The sequence below is a fragment of the Nonomuraea sp. NPDC050680 genome (assembly GCF_040654555.1).
GTDB lineage: Bacteria > Actinomycetota > Actinomycetes > Streptosporangiales > Streptosporangiaceae > Nonomuraea.
In genome coordinates, this window is record NZ_JBFAIF010000012.1 from 204,128 (window position 1) to 219,909 (window position 15,782).

Below are 15,782 nucleotides of genomic sequence, written 5' to 3' on the forward strand. Positions count from 1 at the left end.
CTTATGTGTCGTGTGCCCCATTACCCGGGTTTCACGAAGTGGTCTCCCGATCCCTATTTCTCATGGCTTCGGGGGATAGTCAAGATTTACCCCGATTGGACCGTATTTCCTCTTGGTGATGGAGCAGTTTTTCGAAGAACAGATACAGCTCGTCGATTTCCGCGACGAGGGGGAGCCAGTCGTAGGTGCCGAGCCCATCCTGTTCCAGAGGGGACTCTTGTTCGAGGGGGGAAAGGAGGCGGGCGGTGGCGCGGAGCTCGTTGGACGGGATCTCGATCGGCACGACCTCGGCCATGCCGTCGCGGAAGGCGCGGGCGAGCGGATGCCGCGATCCGCGTACCCCGAGGGCCGCCAGGGCCGCTTCGGCGGGATGTTTGGAGACCGCGCCGTCGGCCAGCTCGGGCGAGCCCGGATTGGCGATCGCCACCAGCACCCGCAGCTCGGGCGGCAGGTCGCGGAGCACGCGCGGCGGGCGGTCCGACTCGGCGCGCCGCTGCCCGCGCGCCAGGAGCAGCAGCACCTCGGGGATCCGTTCGCGGAGCCCGCGCTGCACCTCCGCCACGCAGTCGGCGGGAGAGCGCTCGGAGACGGCCAGCCGCCGCCCGATGGCCTGCCGTACGAGCGCCAGCGGCTCCACCAGCATGGCCTCCGTCAGCGCCCGGTATCCGCTGTCGGGGTCCTCGCTGAGCGCGTGGGCGTAGCGGCCGACGGGGTCGGCGGAGCGCGGATCGGCGTATTCACGCAGCTCACGGGCGAGCTGGTCGAGGTCGCGCCGGGACTCCAGCGGCGCGTTCGCCCGGCGTACGTCGAACGCGGCGAACCGCCGCCACAGGAACCAGGCGGCGGTCGCCGCGACGGCGGTGCCCGCGAACAGCGCCACGGTGAGCTGGATCGACATGAGGGAGACGGTGGCGAGGGCCGCGGCCGTCGTGACGACCGCCGCGATGACGGCGGCGGCCAGCATCCTGAGCCGCGAGGAGCGCTCGCGGACCACCTCCGCCCGAGCGTTGCGAAACTCCGCCCAGTCCGCGGCGGCCCGCGCGGCCCTGGCCTCGGCGATGCGTCCCACCAGCTCCGCGCGCTTGGGCGGCCACTCGGGAGGCGCCTTCGGCGCCTGGTGTTCGAGTCGCTCGCTCACGGCCGTGAGGTTGCGGGTGAGGATCATCATCTCGGCGCGGCGCTCGGAGTTCAGCTCCTCCAGGTGCTCCACGATCGCGCGCAGAGTGTCGTCGAAAGCGCCCGGCTCCTCGTCCTTGGGGGGCATGGCGGCGATCCGCTCGACCAGCTCGTCCAGCCGGCCCGGGAAGCCGGGGGAGCCGTCGGCCACCAGCACCACGTGCACCGCGCCACGTAGGCCGGTCAGCACCGGAGGGCTGACGTAGCCCGTGGCGAGCAGCGCGGTGAAGACCGGGCGACCGCCGGTCCGCACGTGTCTGGTCTGGGTGACCGTCTGGAGGGCGTTGGCGATCTCGTCGTCGAAGAAGACGGCCTCGGACAGTTTGACCAGGGCGCGTGGTTCACGCCGGTCAGGCAGGTGGAAGGAGACGCCACCGTCCACCGTCTCCGTTCGCTCGATGGTGAGCCCGGCGGCGAGCAGGCGTGTCTCGACGAGCATCGCCAGCTCGGCGAGGCTGGGAGAGTGGCTGTGGCGGGCGGACGCGCTCGTGACCAGCTCGGCGTCGATGACCGACACCGGCCACGCGGCTTCGAAGCTCGCCCAGCTGAGCTGGAGCAGCAGGCGGAGGTTGCCGCCGCTGTGGCGCAGGAGTTCGAGCAGGCCGCTGTCGGTGAAGGGCCAGATGCTCTCGCCGGGCCCTGGGCCGGCGGCGCTGATGTACGCGCCGAGCACCAGCCGGGCCTCGTCGGGGGTGAGCGGCAGCATGTGGCAGGCGCCGGTGCCGATGCGCTGGCGCAGATCGGGCGGTAGGCGGTCCCACAGCGTGTCGTTGGACACCAGGAGCAGCAGCCCGGACGCCTGCGGGATCACCTCGACCAGGCTCTGCAGCAACCCGATGTTCGCGGTCACCGAACTCCCGTCCGGCGGCAGGAACTTCTCGCACTGGTCGAGCACCAGCACGAACGGCCGCCCGCTCCTGGTCACCAGCCTGGTCAGCAGTTGCAGGCCGTACCGGCACGTCAGGGGGTCGTCGATCTGGCCGCTGACGCCGAGCGCGCGGGCGGCGTCGGGGCTGATCGGCCGGCCGCACAGCCAGTCGTAGGCCACGCCGGCGAACTCGGGGCGCAGCAGGAACGACAGCGCCCGCTGGAACTCGGGCCCGCTGCCCGCCACGGCGGCGATCTCCTTGGCCTGCTCCTCCAGCACCTCGCCGGCCTCGACCTGATGCGTGCCGAACAGGTCGTACACCCTGGCGGGATCGTCCCCGACCGCGGACAGGACCGCGCCCCTGCTGGCCGGACCGTCGGCGTGCCCGGCCCGGTCGCCCGCGAGCGTGCCCAGATAGCGCAGGCTCAGGTCCGTGAGCAGGTCCTGCGACAGCTGGGAGACCAGGCGGCGGTACTCGGCGACGAAGTCGTCCTCCTGGAAGCGCAGGTAGAGCTGGACCGCCCTGGGGTCGGCGTCGTTGACGAAGGCCATCATGTGGCGGGCCGCGTGCGTCTTGCCCACGCCGTGGGCGCCGTACAGGCAGGCGAGACCGCCGTCGCGGGTCCTGTCATCGGCGAACCCGCGCAGGTAGTCCGTGGCCCAGCGCTGGGCCTCGCGCACTCCGGGAAGGATCGCGGTGGGGGTTCGCCGTGACCAGTCGCGCAGGAACTCGGCGAGGGAGGTCTCCTCGGCGCTGGAGATGCCGCGGGCCGGAAAGGGGTTGCGCGCGGGGTGTTCAAGCATGGAAGCCTCTCAGCCTGTTCCATCTGTCGCGCTGCCATATCTTGAGCCGCACCCAGCGCTCATGGATGCGCAGGTCTTCCGCGGCCGGCCATGGCTCGTCGCTCTCGTACTCGCTGAGCCGGAGGTCGAGGAGCACTTCGAGGTGTTGGATGGCCTGCCCGATCGTGTACGGGCGCTTGCCGAAGACGTTCTTCACGCCCTGCTCGTCGAAGGGGGCGGGCGGGTTGCCTTTCCACCGGTATTCGGCCAGTGCCGCGATCTGCTCAGGAGTCAGCGTGTCGAGGTCGAAGACGTGCCCGCGCTCCGCGAACGCCTGCCGGTCCGCCTCGGTGATCTGGACCGTGTTCGCGTGCTGGTAATTGTCGATGACGAAGACCACGACGGTGCTCGTGTTCTCGAACACCTTCTGGGCCTGGGTGATCAGCTCTTTGGCGGGGACGCCCTCGTACCGGATGCCGAAGCCGGCGTTGCGGCCGGCGAACGTCGTCGCGGTGAATTCCGCGATCTCCTGCAGGTCGTATTCGTTCATCGGGTTGGCCGCGCCCCTTTCGCTCAGCGTGCCGAAATGGGCGCGCAGCGCGGGCGGGATGTCGATGCCCTTGGCGTTCATCTTGTTGCGCAACGAGAGCAGCGTGGAGCACAGGGTCGCGTAGGCGTCGTGTGTCATGTCACCGCGCTCCGCGCAATGCGTCACGAAGGTGAAGCCAGGCGGCAGGAGCGCCGCGGCGGCCTGCTGGTACAGGTACATCGCATGATTGGCCAGCGACGTCCGCCCGCTGTTTCCCACCCCCGTGATCAGGAAGAAGGCCGGTTTCCCTTCGCTGATCGCCTCTTTCACCGCCGCCTCGATGACCGCGAGCCGGATGAAGCCCGCCAGTTCGAGGACGAGTTCGCGATCGGCCGGCAGCGCGAGGGGATCCAGCGGGCGAGCGGCGTAGGGATTTCCGGCGGGCAGCCCGTACAACTCGTAACGCAGGTCGTCGAACATGCCTCACCCGCCGATCATCGTCAGGTAGACGGGCAGGTCGTCCGCGGCGGCCTCGAAGGCGGAGTCGGCGAAGATCGGCGCCAGGAAATCGTGCTTGCCGCGAAAGGCCAGGGTCAGCTTCTGCAGCGCCTCCGCCCGCGTCTTGAACCGCGTCTGGAAACCCTGGAGTACGTCGGCCGCCAGCTTGTCCTGGTGGACGAGCTCCAGAGCCACCAGCAACGCCGGCTGGCGGAGCACGCTCGCGAACAGCTCCGGGCTCTGCACCCGCAGCACCACCAGGCGGACGACCAGGTCGGTGCGCAGATCGGCCAGGCCGGGGGTGCCCTCGATGATGGCCTCCGTCACGCGCAGCAGGTTGAGCACGCGTTTGATCTTCCGGGGATTGGGCGTGAGGACCTTCTCCAGCGTGCCGACGTGCTTCCTGGCCAGCTCTCCCGGACGGGACGCGCGGATGAAGCGACCCACCTCCGCGGGGCCGAGCGGGTAGAGGTGCAGCGGGAGCTGGATCATCTTGTCCAGGTAGTCGTCGCCGATGGCCGCGTGGTCGGGGAAGCCGAACGGCTGGTACTTCACCAGGACCCCACGGTCGACCACGTCCTTGGCCAGGGCGATCACCACGAAGACGTGCTTCAGGTCGAGGAAGAGTTTGATCGACTCCAGCAGGTCGATGATCTGGTCGGGCTCGCACCTGTCGAGGTCGTCGACGAAGAAGACGATCTTCTTGCCCTGCGCGGCCAGGCGATCGACCTCCTGCTGCAGCAGCCCGCGCAGCCGGCCGGTCTGGCTGTCGACCTGGCCGCGCATCGCCGCGTACTGCTGGGCGAGCTTGTCGATCTTCTCCACGCTCATGGAGCTCAGGGTGAGCCTTTTCAGCATCTCGTCGGCGGCCAGCTTGGCCATGATCACGCCGAGACGGCGGACCGTGCCGGCGAAGCGGTGCTCGGGGTCCTGGTCGAGCTCGGTGTGGAGCGCGTTCAGCAGGGGGAGCAGCATCTCCGGCTCGCGGCGATGCATCCAGGGGTTGAAACGCACCCGGACGATCTCCTCGCCATGCCGATCGAGTAAGCGCCTGTCGACCATTTGGAGCACGGTCGATTTCCCACTTCCCCACGCGCCGTAAACGCCGATCGTGAAAGGCGTCTCGGTGTCGGGATTGGTGATGATCGAAACGAGGGGATCGACGTAGCGGCGAAACTGAAGTAGATCTCCACGCCAATTGGCCGGGGCATCCGAGAGCATCGCGATATCGGGCATAGTCCCTCCAAGGATGAGGATGCATCCTCGGCGCCGCCTGATACTTCAGGTTATCGAACTGTGACTACTACATGGTCACCCGCTACGAGGATGTTCAAGCGGCTGTACCTGACCTTCGACCGCCGGTGGTTAGCTCGGACCGATTGGGGCAGGACCCGCATTGTGTCTGGTAAGGGGTGGTTCTCCCGGTGGCCGGTGATCCGGCAGCTCAAGGGAGAGGACGGCAGGAGCGACGCCGCGCGCTCCGCCCGTACGGACGCGCTCACCCCGCGCACCGAGGAGGCCGACACGGTCGCCCGGTCGATCTGCCCCTACTGCGCCGTCGGCTGCGGCCAGCTCGTCTACGTCAAGGACGGCCGGGTCACGCAGATCGAGGGCGACCCCGACTCGCCCATCTCGCGCGGGCGGCTGTGTCCCAAGGGCTCGGCGAGCAAGCAGCTCGTCACCCATCCCGGCCGCCAGACCCAGGTGCTGTACCGGCGACCGCACGGCACCGCATGGGAGCGGCTCGACCTCGGCACCGCGATGGAGATGATCGCCGACCGGGTGGTACGGACCCGGCGGGAGACCTGGCAGCAGACCTATGAGGGCAAGGTCGTGCGCCGCACCATGGGCATCGCCGGACTGGGCGGGGCGACGCTCGACGACGAAGAGAACTACCTGATGAAGAAGCTCTACACCGCCCTCGGCGCGATCCAGGTGGAGAACCAGGCGCGTATTTGACACTCCTCCACCGTCCCCGGTCTGGGGACCAGCTTCGGGCGCGGTGGCGCGACCACCTTCCAGCAGGACCTGGCGGGTGCGGACTGCATCGTCATCCAGGGCTCGAACATGGCCGAATGCCATCCGGTGGGCTTCCAGTGGGTGGTCGAGGCCAAGGCGCGGGGCGCGAAGGTGTTCCACGTGGATCCGCGCTTCACCCGGACCAGCGCGCTGGCCGACCGGCACCTGCCGATCCGCGCGGGCAGCGACATCGTGCTGCTCGGGGCGCTGATCAACCACGTGCTCGCCAACGAGCTGGACTTCCGTGAGTACGTGCTGGCCTACACCAACGCCGCCGTGATCGTGTCCGAGGACTTCCGGGACACCGAGGACCTCGACGGGCTGTTCTCCGGCTTCGATCCGGAGACGGGCTCGTACGACCCGGGGAGCTGGGCGTACGAGGGGACGGACAAGGAGCCGGAAAAGGAGACGCCGAGCGCGCGGGCGCCGGGCGCGCAGGCGCCGGGCGCGCAGGCGCCGGGCGAGCACATGGAAGGCGGCCGGCGCCATGCCGAGGCCGCCGGGGCGGACACCTACGGCTCCGGGGGCGCCGCCGCGCATCCCACCCCGGCGACGGATCCGACGCTGAGCCACCCGCGCTGCGTCTACCAGATCCTCCGGCGGCACTTCGCCCGCTACACCCCGGAGCTGGTCGAGCAGCTGTGCGGCATCTCGCGGGCGGGCTTCGCCGAGCTCGCCGACGCGATCACCGCCAACTCCGGCCGGGAGCGCACCACCGCCTGGGTGTACTCCGTCGGCTGGACCCAGCACACCGTGGGCGCCCAGTACATCCGCACCGCCTCGATCCTCCAGCTGCTGCTGGGCAACATGGGCCGGCCCGGTGGCGGCATCCTGGCGCTGCGCGGGCACGCGAGCATCCAGGGCTCCACCGACATCCCGACGCTGTTCAGCCTCCTGCCCGGTTATCTGAGCATGCCCCACGCCTACCGGCACGAGGGTCTGGACGACTACCTCGCCCGGGAGGGCGGCGACGTCGGCTTCTGGGGCCACCGGCGCGCCTACCTGGTCAGCCTGCTCAAGGCGTGGTGGGGGAACGCGGCCACCGAGCAGAACGACTTCTGCTTCGACCACCTGCCGCGCCTGACCGGCGACCACAGCCACTACACCACCGTGATGGGCCAGATCGACGGGACGGTGAAGGGCTACTTCGTGGTGGGGGAGAACCCCGCGGTCGGCTCCTCCGGCGGCCGGGCGCAGCGCCTCGGCCTGGCCAACCTCGACTGGCTGGTGGTACGCGACCTGACGCTGGTGGAGACGGCCACGTTCTGGAAGGACGGCCCGGAGCTCGAGACCGGCGAGATGCGCACCGAGGACATCGCCACCGAGGTGTTCTTCCTGCCGGCCGCGAGCCACGTGGAGAAGGAAGGCACGTTCACCAACACCCAGCGGCTGCTGCAGTGGCGGGAGAAGGCGCTCGACCCGCCGGGCGAGTGCCGCAGCGACCTGTGGTTCTACTACCACCTGGGCAAGCTGGTCCGGCGCCGGCTGACCGACGACGAGATCGACCGGCCGGTGCGCGAGCTGACCTGGGACTACCCCGAGCTGGGAGAGCACCGGGACCCGTCGGCGTCGGCCGTGCTCCGCGAGATCAACGGGGTCGGCCCGGACGGGCGGGCGCTGTCGGCCTACACCCAGCTCAAGCCGGACGGATCGACCCGCTGCGGCTGCTGGATCTACTGCGGTGTGTACGCCGACGAGGTCAACCAGGCCGCCCGGCGCAGGCCGGGGCAGGAGCAGTCGCCCGTGGCGCCCGAATGGGGCTGGGCCTGGCCGGCCAACAGGCGCATCCTCTACAACCGGGCCTCCGCCGACCCCGAGGGCCGTCCGTGGAGCGAGCGCAAGGCCTACGTCTGGTGGGACGCGGAGCGCGGCGAGTGGACCGGTAAGGACGTGCCCGACTTCGAGCCGAACAAGCCACCGGACTACCTGCCGCCCGAAGGCGCCCGGGCCGAGGCCGCGCTCTCCGGGATCGACCCGTTCATCATGCAGTCCGACGGGAAGGGCTGGCTGTACGTGCCCGCCGGCCTGGCCGACGGCCCGCTGCCCGCGCACTACGAGCCGCATGAGTCGCCGGTCGCCAACCCGTTGTACGCCCAGCAGGCCAACCCCGCGCGCAAGGTCTACCTGAGACCGGAGAGCCCCTACAACCCACCGGAGTCGCCGCGCTACCCGTACGTGCTGACCACCTACCGGCTCACCGAGCACCACACGGCGGGTGGCATGAGCCGGCCGCTGGCCTACCTCGCCGAGCTGCAGCCGGAGCTGTTCTGCGAGGTGTCGCCGCAGCTGGCCGCCGAGGTGGGGCTGGTCAACGGCGGCTGGGCCACGATCGTGACCAGTCGCACCGTGATCGAGGCTCGGGTGCTGGTCACCGGCCGGGTCCGGCCGCTGCGGATCCAGGGCAGGGTGATCCACCAGATCGGCCTGCCGTACCACTGGGGGTGGGGCGGCGGCGGCCTGGTGACCGGCGACGTCGCCAACGACCTGCTCCCGCTGGCGCTCGACCCGAATGTCTACATCCAGGAGAGCAAGGCCGTGACCTGCGACCTACGGCCCGGTAGACGGCCGAGGGGGCAGGCGATGCTCGACCTGCTGGAGGTGTACCGCCATGGCTGAGCGGATGGGGTTCTTCACCGACACGAGCGTCTGCATCGGCTGCAAGGCCTGCCAGGTGGCGTGCAAGGAGTGGAACCAGCTGCCCGACGACGGCTTCGTGTTCGAGGCGAACTCCTACGACAACACCGGGGCGCTCGGGGCGAACACGTGGCGGCACGTGGCCTTCATCGAGCAGTCCCGCCCGGTCATCGAGCAGTCCCGCCCGGTGCCGACGCCTGCTTCCGCTGATGACGGCGTCGAGCGGTGGCTGATGTCGTCGGACGTGTGCAAGCACTGCACGCACGCCGCCTGCCTGGACGTCTGCCCGACCGGCGCGCTGTTCCGTACCGAGTTCGGCACAGTGGTGATCCAGGAGGACATCTGCAACGGCTGCGGCTACTGCGTGTCCGCCTGCCCGTACGGCGTGATCGAGCGGCGTGAGGAGGACGGGCGGGCGTGGAAGTGCACCATGTGCTACGACCGGCAGCTCGGCGGCCTCGAACCGGCGTGCGCCAAGGCGTGCCCGACCGACTCGATCCAGTTCGGCCCGCTGGATGAGCTCCGCGAGCGGGCCGAGGAGCGGGTGGAGCGGCTGCACGCCGATGGGCAGACCGAGGCCCGCCTGTACGGCGAGAGCCCGGACGACGGGGTGGGTGGCGCGGGGGCGTTCTTCCTGCTGCTGGACGAGCCGGAGGTGTACGGGCTGCCGCCGGATCCCGTGGTGACCACTCGTGACCTGCCGGCCATGTGGCGCTGGGCGGGGGCGGCGGCGCTGTCCGTGGCCGGGGTGGTGGCGGTGGCCTTCGCGGGGTCGCGGAAGGGGGCGCGGCGGTGACGCGGGAGCGGTCGATGGTGCCGGAGGCGGAGTTCCAGTCGTACTACGGGCGACCAGTGATCAAGGCCCCCGTCTGGCACGAACCCCATATGCCGACATATCTCTATGCGGGGGGTCTGTCGGGGGCTTCGTCGGTGATGGCGGTCATGGCCGGGCTCACCGGGCACGACCGGCTGGAGCGCACCGCCCGGATCGCGGCGGCGATCGGCGCCGCCGCCGGCACCGGGTTCCTCATCGCCGAACTGGGCAGGCCCGAACGGTTCCTCAACATGTTCCGCGTGTTCAAGCCCACGTCGCCGATGAGTCTGGGCTCCTGGCTCCTGGCCGCACAGGGCGGGCTGGCGGCGGTCGCCGCCTCGACCGGGTTGACCGGGATCCTGCCCGCCGTGGGAGACGCGGCGACCCTGGCCACGGGCTTGACCGGTCCGCTGACCGCCACCTACACCGCCGTCGTGGTCGCCGACACCGCCGTGCCCGCCTGGCACGAGGCTTATCGGGAGCTGCCGTTCCTGTTCGCCGGGAGCGCGCTGGCCAGCGCCGGGGCAGTGGGCATGCTGGCCACCCCTCGGGCGCAGGCGGGACCGGCTCGCATGGTGGCGGTGATGGGTGCCGTCATGGAGAGCGTCGCGGGCGTGGTGATGGAACGGCGACTCGGCCTGGTGGGCGAACCGTATCGGCTGGGCAAGGCAGGGGGCCGGATGCGCGCGGGCCGCGTACTGACGGCCGGTGGCGGGCTGCTCGCGTCGGTCGCCGGGCGCAGCCGTACCCTCACCGCCCTGTCCGGCCTAGCCCTTACTGCGGGTGCTTTGTGCACCCGGTTCGGCGTCCTGGAGGCGGGCAGAGCCTCGGCCGCCGACCCGAAGTACACGATCGTTCCCCAACGGCAGCGGCAGGCGCGTTGATCATGGGGAAATTTGGCCTGCCAACCGCCTCAATCTCGGCCTTTGACGCCCTCTAAGGGCACAGCGCAGAGGCCATCAGGGCCATGGCCGCCTTATGGGGGTTGCCGGAGAACGTGGTGATCGACAATGTGACCTGTCGCGAACCGTCGGCCGAACTGAACGCCACCACGAGGAAGCCGGGGCCACCGCCGCCGTGCCCGAACGCAGTGCCGCAGGGCAGGGGCGCCAGCTCCAGCCCCAGCCCGTACCCCTTCGCCGTACCGGGGTCCTTCATCTCCTTCAGCAGATCAGGACGGAGCAGCTTGCCTCGCAACAGGGCGCGGTAGAACCGGTTGATGTCCTCGTTCATGGAAATGATCTCGCCCGCCGCACCGGCCATCGTGGGATTGAACCGCGTTACGTCAACAGGGATGACCTTGCCGCCTTCGGTGACCGGCACATACGCGTGGGCGTGCGGGCCGTATATCTTCGGAGAGGCCCCGGGAACACGGGTGTGCCGCAAGCCGAGCGGCCGCAGGATCCGCTCCCTGATCTCTGTCGCGTACGGCCTGCCAGTGACCTTCTCGATCAGCATGCCGAGCACGATGTAGTTCGTGTTGGAGTAGCTGTAGTCAGTTCCAGGCGGGAAGTCGCGCGGGAGCTTCTCCGCCCTTTCCACCAGTTCGCGTGCCGACCAGGTGCGGTAGCGTTCCTTGGGGATGCCCGCCTCGTCCATCATGCCCGTCGAGTATTCGGGAAGGCCGCTGGTGTGCTGGAGGAGGTGCCTGATCGTGATGTCGGTGCCCTTGTCCACGAGCCCCGGCAGCCACTGTTCCACGCTGTCGGACAGTCGCAGCTTTCCCTCTCCCACGAGTTGAAGCACCACGGTCGCCGTGAATGACTTGGTGACGCTCCCGGCCCGGAATCGCCCGTTCACCGGAGCCGGCCGGGCATTGTTCAGCTTCGCCTTGCCGCTCGCGGCTCGCCAGGTCTTGTCTCCGTCGCGAACTTCGGCGATGGCGGCAACCGAGCCGTCGGCGACGGCCTTGTCCAGCATCGCCTGCACATTCGGCCGACTGCTCGGGCTCGTGTCGGCCGCCGCGGCGTCGGTCACGGCGGGTGTTGCCAGCAGTGACACGGTCACGCAGGCCACGACGGCCGCGCTGAGGCGTTTTCCCGTCAAGTTCGTTCCTCTGGTTCACGGAGTCCGGCTGTCGGCCTCTGCCGCATCACGATCCGCCACGAGAGGGCAGTGCGGCATCGGGGCTGTCCCCGACGGAAACCCTGATCCCAGGCCGACGATCTCCGACTCGGGAAGGACGCCTGAGTTGGCCTTCTGGCCGCCCCAGCCGTTGAATCCGGCAGATTGATCAGGACTCGATACGCGCTCTATCTAGTAGCGCCGCGTCGAGGATCGTGTCCAGCACTCTCTGTGAAGTCTGGAGCTGAGCGATCGTCTCGGCGATGTGGGCACGCTCGCGCCGCAAGTTCTCCATGAAAGCCGGGCAGCCGGAAGGCACCATCAGCTCGCCATCGTCGTGCACGCAGTGCAGGATCCGGGCGATGACCGTGGTGGAAAGCCCGGCGGCGAGCAGGGCGCGGATATGGCGGACCGTCGGGATGTCCGCCTCGGTGTACTCGCGGTAGCCGTTGTCCAGCCGGACCGGCCTGAGGAGACCCTGCTCCTCGTAGTAGCGCAACAGCCGCTTGTTCACCCCTGTCTTGTGAGCCAGGTCGCCGATCCGCATGAGCATCCTTGACCTTCACATAGATGAGAACCCTTACCGTCCCAAGTATCACTGATCAAGAAAGCGAGGAGATAGCGATGTCAGGTGCAGTGATCATCGGTGCGGGTCCGGGGATCGGACAGGCGGTGGCTCGCCGGTTCGCCAGGGAGGGGTTGCCGATCACGCTGATCGCCCGGAGCGAGCGTACGCTGCGCGCCGCGGCCGAGGCGGTCGCTCCCAGCGGTGTCCCGGTCGTCACGCTGGAAGCCGACAGCACCGACCAGGCCGGGCTGAACGCCGCACTCGACCAGGCTGTCAGCGAGCATGGCGTGCCGGACGTCGTCGTGTACAACGCCGCGATCATCCAGGCGGACGCGGCGGGCGAGTTGTCCGTACGCGGCCACATGGAGGCATGGGCGGTGAACGTGGTCGGCGCGATCAACGCCGCGGCTCACATCGCGCCCGCCATGGCAGAACGTGGCAGCGGAACGTTCCTCATCACGGGCGGCATGCCCGAGCCCAAGCCGCAGTACGTGAGCCTCTCCCTGGGCAAGGCAGGCGTCCGAACCCTGGTCACGCTGCTCGACGAGGAGTACGGACCTTCCGGAGTACACGTGGCGAGCATCACCGTGGCCGGCCCGGTCGCTCCCGGCACCGACTTCGACCCGGACGACATCGCCGAGCGTTACTGGCAGCTGCACACGCAGCCGCGACACCGGTGGCAGCAGGAAATCCTGCACGCAGGACCGACGCCGTAAGGAGATTCTCCTTAGAACGGCCTGGGGGCGTCAGTCTGCGGGCTGGTGATACGACAACTCGTAGAGGTGTCCGCCCTTGATCAGCACCGACACTTCGACCGGCCGCGCACTGTCGCTGTAGGCAACCCTGAACTGCCGAAACACCGGCACGTCGGGTGGGAGATCCAGTCCTTGCACCTCCGTCTCGGTGCGTTGCCGAACGGAGATGCGATCTATGAAGTGGCGCTGCGGAAACCCGAGGTCGGCCAACGCCTGTGGCGCACCACCGCGGATTCTTCGCCTGGCGGCCAGCGGGCTTCCTGCCGCAATGCTCGCCGGGTAGTAAGACCATGACAGCTCAACGGGAGCGCCGTCATGCAACAGCAGCCGGTGGCGCATGACGACCAGATCGTCACCGCTGACGGTGAACGCCGCGGCGACATCGCTGGGAGGGGTTATCTCCCCGACCTTGAGAAGCTCGTAGCTGTATCCACGAGGGCCTGGGGGCATGTACGCGCTTGCGTTGACGACGAACGGCTGTCTGTCACGGACGAACACGCCCTTTCCCGCGTGGCCGAAGTCGCAGGTGGGGGCCGTCCAGGGGGGCCAGTTCGCCGATGATCGGCGCGCCAGGAATCTCCCCGGCCACCAGCAGGCCGCCGGAGGTCTGGGCGTCGGCGAGTAGTAGCAGGTCGGCCTCGCCGTAGCCGCCGGGATCGAGCCAGGGGCGGACCCAGTCGAGGTTGCGGCGGGTGCCGCCGCTGACGTAGCCGTCGCGTACCGCCTCACGAGCCCCTTCCAGGTACGGTACGGCCGCCACGTCCACCACGGCCGTGACGCCGCTGGCCCTGGCCAGCTTGTAGAGGTGACCCAGCAGTCCGAACCCGGTCACGTCCGTGGCGCACCTCGCTCCGGCGGCCAGCGCGGTCCGGGAGCCGTCGCGGTTCAGGGTGGTCATCGCCGCGATGGCCTGCGGGAACACCTCGCCGGTCGCCTTGTGTCGGGTGTTGAGCACCCCGATGCCGAGCGGCTTGGTGAGGGAGATCGGCAGTCCGGGCCGGCCGCCGTCGATGCGCAGCAGCCGCGCGGGATCGGCCAGGCCGGTGACGGCCATGCCGTACTTCGGCTCCGGGTCGTCGACGCTGTGGCCGCCCGCGACGTGGCAGGCCGCCGCCCGGGCTACGTCCAGGCCGCCGCGCAGCACCTCTTTCGCCAGCTCCATGGGCAGCTTCTCCCTCGGCCAGCCGAGCAGGTTGACCGCCACCAGCGGCTCCCCGCCGACCGCGTAGACGTCCGACAGGGCGTTGGCCGCCGCGATGCGGCCCCAGTCGTAAGGGTCGTCCACCACGGGCGTGAAGAAGTCGGCGGTGGCCACGATCGCCCGGCCGCCGTCGATACGGACCACGGCGGCGTCATCCCCGTCGTCCAGCCCGATGATCAGCTCCCCGAGGGTGTCACGCTCGCCGACAACCCCATGCTCGCCGACGGCTTCACGCTCGCCGACAACCCCATGCTCGCCGACGGCTTCACGCTCGCCGGGAACCCCATGCCCGCCTGCGGCTCCGCGCCCGCCGACGGCTTTGCGGTCGCGCGTGCGGAGCTCAGCCACTACGGCTTCCAGCTCGCCTGGTGGGATCTTGCAGGCGCAGCCGCCTCCGTGCGCGTACTGCGTCAGCCGGACGGTCTCGGTGGTGCGTGTCATGGCTGTGGCTTTCGTCGGCTCGCGTTTACAGAGGTCCAGGACTCATACCCGGTGGGAGCACCTCAGGACCGGCCAGCCGCGCGGCGGCGATCACGGCGTCGCGGAGTGACTCGCCTCTGCGGCGAGGTCCTGGTCCGCGATCCGCATGCAGTCGCTGTCCGGGCTTTCGGAGAGCCGGATGACCGTGTCCAGGCGGTCACGGGTACGGGTCAACGTGGTGATCTGGGCATCGATGCGATTGCGTTCGGCGGCGAGCCGGGCACGCGACTCCGGAGTACTGACGTTGGCCTCGACGCAGGGCAGCAGTTCGACGATGGTCCGGCTGGACAGACCGGCCGCGTAGAGCATCTGGATCAGCTGGACGCGGTCGGCCGCCGCCTCGGGGTAGCGGCGCTGCCCGGAGGCGCTCCGGTAGGCGGCCAACAAGCCCTGCTCTTCGTAGTAGCGCAGGGCCCGCACGCTGACGCCCGACCTTGCCGCCAACTCGCCGATACGCACCGTGACCTCCATCACAAGACTTGCCTCTGACGTCAACGTCAGGTTTTAGCCTATCCGCATGCAGATAAACGGAGCACATGTGCTGGTGACCGGGGCCAACCGCGGCCTCGGACGGCAATTCATCCTGTCTCTCCTCGACCGCGGCGCGGGCAAGGTGTACGCCACTGCCCGCCGCCCGGAGCTCATCGACGTACCGGGGGTCGTCCCGCTGCGCCTCGACATCACGGATCCGGCATCGGTCGCCGCCGCGGCGGCAGCGGCACCTGATGTCAAGATCGTCATCAACAATGCGGGAATCTCGACCGGGGCGAATCTGGTCACCGGGGACCTGGACCCGATTCGCCGTGAGATGGACACCCACTTCTATGGCACTCTCAACGTGATCCGTGCCTTCGCGCCCCAGCTGGCCGACGGCGCGATCCTCAACGTTCTGTCCGCGATCTCGTGGCTCGCCTTCGACGGGGCGGGCGGATACCACGCGGCGAAGGCCGCCGAGTGGGCGCTCACCAACAGCGCACGCCTGGAGCTGGCCCACCAGCGCACTCTGGTGACGGGCCTGCACCTGGGCGCTGCGGACACCGACATGATGGCCTGGTACAACGGCGACAAGAGCGCCCCCGAGGTGATCGTCGCGGCGGCCCTCGACGGTATCGAGGCGCACCGGCCCGAGGTGCTCGCCGACGACTGGAGCCGCCAGGTGAAGGCATGGCTGTCCCAGGACCCGGGCGTCATCTACCGGGAAGCGGCGGCCGCCCTCACGGCCTGACCTGCTGCCTCGGGTGGCTCGCGGCGGGTGTGGCGTTCGAGGTCATACCCGCTGTGACGGGTAGGTTCTGCGTTGGAGGCGTCTGGGCGCCTGGTGGCCCCCGCGGTCTTCAAAACCGACGAGGCCGAGGTCCTCGGCCTGGCGGGTTCGATTCCCGTCCGCCTCCGC

13 protein-coding genes and 1 tRNA gene are annotated in these 15,782 nt (G+C 69.4%); 6 read left to right on the plus strand and 8 right to left on the minus strand.

The genetic code is table 11. The annotated features are described in order from the left end of the window. Positions 1 to 79: 79 nt before the first annotated feature. The 3 genes from AB0H88_RS33425 to AB0H88_RS33435 are packed head-to-tail and all read right to left on the minus strand — an operon-like array spanning position 80 to position 5,090. Positions 80 to 2,848 carry a hypothetical protein gene (locus tag AB0H88_RS33425; protein WP_357651533.1) on the minus strand — a complete coding sequence of 923 codons (2,769 nt, stop codon included), beginning with the start codon at positions 2,846 to 2,848 and terminating at the stop codon, positions 80 to 82. After that, positions 2,841 to 3,836, minus strand: a complete 996-nt coding sequence (locus tag AB0H88_RS33430; protein ID WP_357651535.1) for a hypothetical protein — start codon at positions 3,834 to 3,836, stop codon at positions 2,841 to 2,843. The genes AB0H88_RS33425 and AB0H88_RS33430 overlap by 8 nt, the downstream gene beginning before the upstream one ends. Before the next feature lie 3 nt (positions 3,837 to 3,839). After that, on the minus strand, positions 3,840 to 5,090 hold the full coding sequence (locus AB0H88_RS33435; protein ID WP_357651537.1) for a P-loop NTPase fold protein: 1,251 nt from the start codon (positions 5,088 to 5,090) through the stop codon (positions 3,840 to 3,842). Positions 5,091 to 5,252: 162 nt separating this feature from the next. Here AB0H88_RS33435 and fdh point away from each other — a divergent pair, with 162 nt between their 5' ends. Genes fdh through nrfD form a run of 3 tightly spaced genes read left to right on the plus strand, consistent with a single transcriptional unit; the run spans position 5,253 to position 10,205 of the window. Next, complete coding sequence (gene fdh, locus AB0H88_RS33440) at positions 5,253 to 8,489, plus strand: formate dehydrogenase (RefSeq protein ID WP_357651539.1); 3,237 nt, start codon at positions 5,253 to 5,255, stop codon at positions 8,487 to 8,489. After that, on the plus strand, positions 8,482 to 9,303 hold the full coding sequence (locus AB0H88_RS33445; protein ID WP_357651540.1) for a 4Fe-4S dicluster domain-containing protein: 822 nt from the start codon (positions 8,482 to 8,484) through the stop codon (positions 9,301 to 9,303). The genes fdh and AB0H88_RS33445 overlap by 8 nt, the downstream gene beginning before the upstream one ends. Next, complete coding sequence (gene nrfD / locus AB0H88_RS33450) at positions 9,300 to 10,205, plus strand: NrfD/PsrC family molybdoenzyme membrane anchor subunit (protein WP_357651542.1); 906 nt, start codon at positions 9,300 to 9,302, stop codon at positions 10,203 to 10,205. The genes AB0H88_RS33445 and nrfD overlap by 4 nt, the downstream gene beginning before the upstream one ends. A gap of 52 nt (positions 10,206 to 10,257) precedes the next feature. Here the strand turns inward: nrfD and AB0H88_RS33455 are convergent, their stop codons facing one another. Then, positions 10,258 to 11,367, minus strand: a complete 1,110-nt coding sequence (locus AB0H88_RS33455; protein ID WP_357651544.1) for a serine hydrolase domain-containing protein — start codon at positions 11,365 to 11,367, stop codon at positions 10,258 to 10,260. 187 nt (positions 11,368 to 11,554) lie between these two features. Further along, the gene (locus tag AB0H88_RS33460) at positions 11,555 to 11,932 is read right to left on the minus strand and encodes a MerR family transcriptional regulator (protein ID WP_357651546.1); all 378 of its coding nucleotides are present in this window, start codon (positions 11,930 to 11,932) and stop codon (positions 11,555 to 11,557) included. Positions 11,933 to 12,009: 77 nt separating this feature from the next. Between AB0H88_RS33460 and AB0H88_RS33465 the strand changes: the two genes are divergently transcribed. Beyond that, positions 12,010 to 12,669 (plus strand): SDR family NAD(P)-dependent oxidoreductase, encoded by a 660-nt coding sequence (locus tag AB0H88_RS33465; protein ID WP_357651548.1) that lies wholly within the window; start codon positions 12,010 to 12,012, stop codon positions 12,667 to 12,669. A gap of 30 nt (positions 12,670 to 12,699) precedes the next feature. On the opposite strand, the gene AB0H88_RS33470 is transcribed toward AB0H88_RS33465, so the two are convergent. The 3 genes from AB0H88_RS33470 to AB0H88_RS33480 form a co-directional block, all read right to left on the minus strand. Continuing rightward, entirely contained in the window at positions 12,700 to 13,206 is a 507-nt protein-coding gene (locus tag AB0H88_RS33470) for a UTRA domain-containing protein (RefSeq protein WP_357651551.1), read from the minus strand. Beyond that, entirely contained in the window at positions 13,193 to 14,350 is a 1,158-nt protein-coding gene (gene selD, locus AB0H88_RS33475) for a selenide, water dikinase SelD (protein WP_357651553.1), read from the minus strand. Before selD ends, AB0H88_RS33470 begins: the two co-directional genes overlap by 14 nt. 90 nt (positions 14,351 to 14,440) lie before the next feature. Beyond that, positions 14,441 to 14,848 (minus strand): MerR family transcriptional regulator, encoded by a 408-nt coding sequence (locus AB0H88_RS33480; RefSeq protein WP_357651555.1) that lies wholly within the window; start codon positions 14,846 to 14,848, stop codon positions 14,441 to 14,443. Between the two features lie 58 nt (positions 14,849 to 14,906). On the opposite strand from AB0H88_RS33480, the gene AB0H88_RS33485 reads away from it, so the two are divergent. After that, entirely contained in the window at positions 14,907 to 15,614 is a 708-nt protein-coding gene (locus AB0H88_RS33485) for an SDR family oxidoreductase (protein WP_357651556.1), read from the plus strand. A gap of 74 nt (positions 15,615 to 15,688) precedes the next feature. Continuing rightward, a tRNA-Sec gene (locus AB0H88_RS33490) sits at positions 15,689 to 15,781 on the plus strand. The last annotated feature ends 1 nt before the right edge of the window (position 15,782 follow it).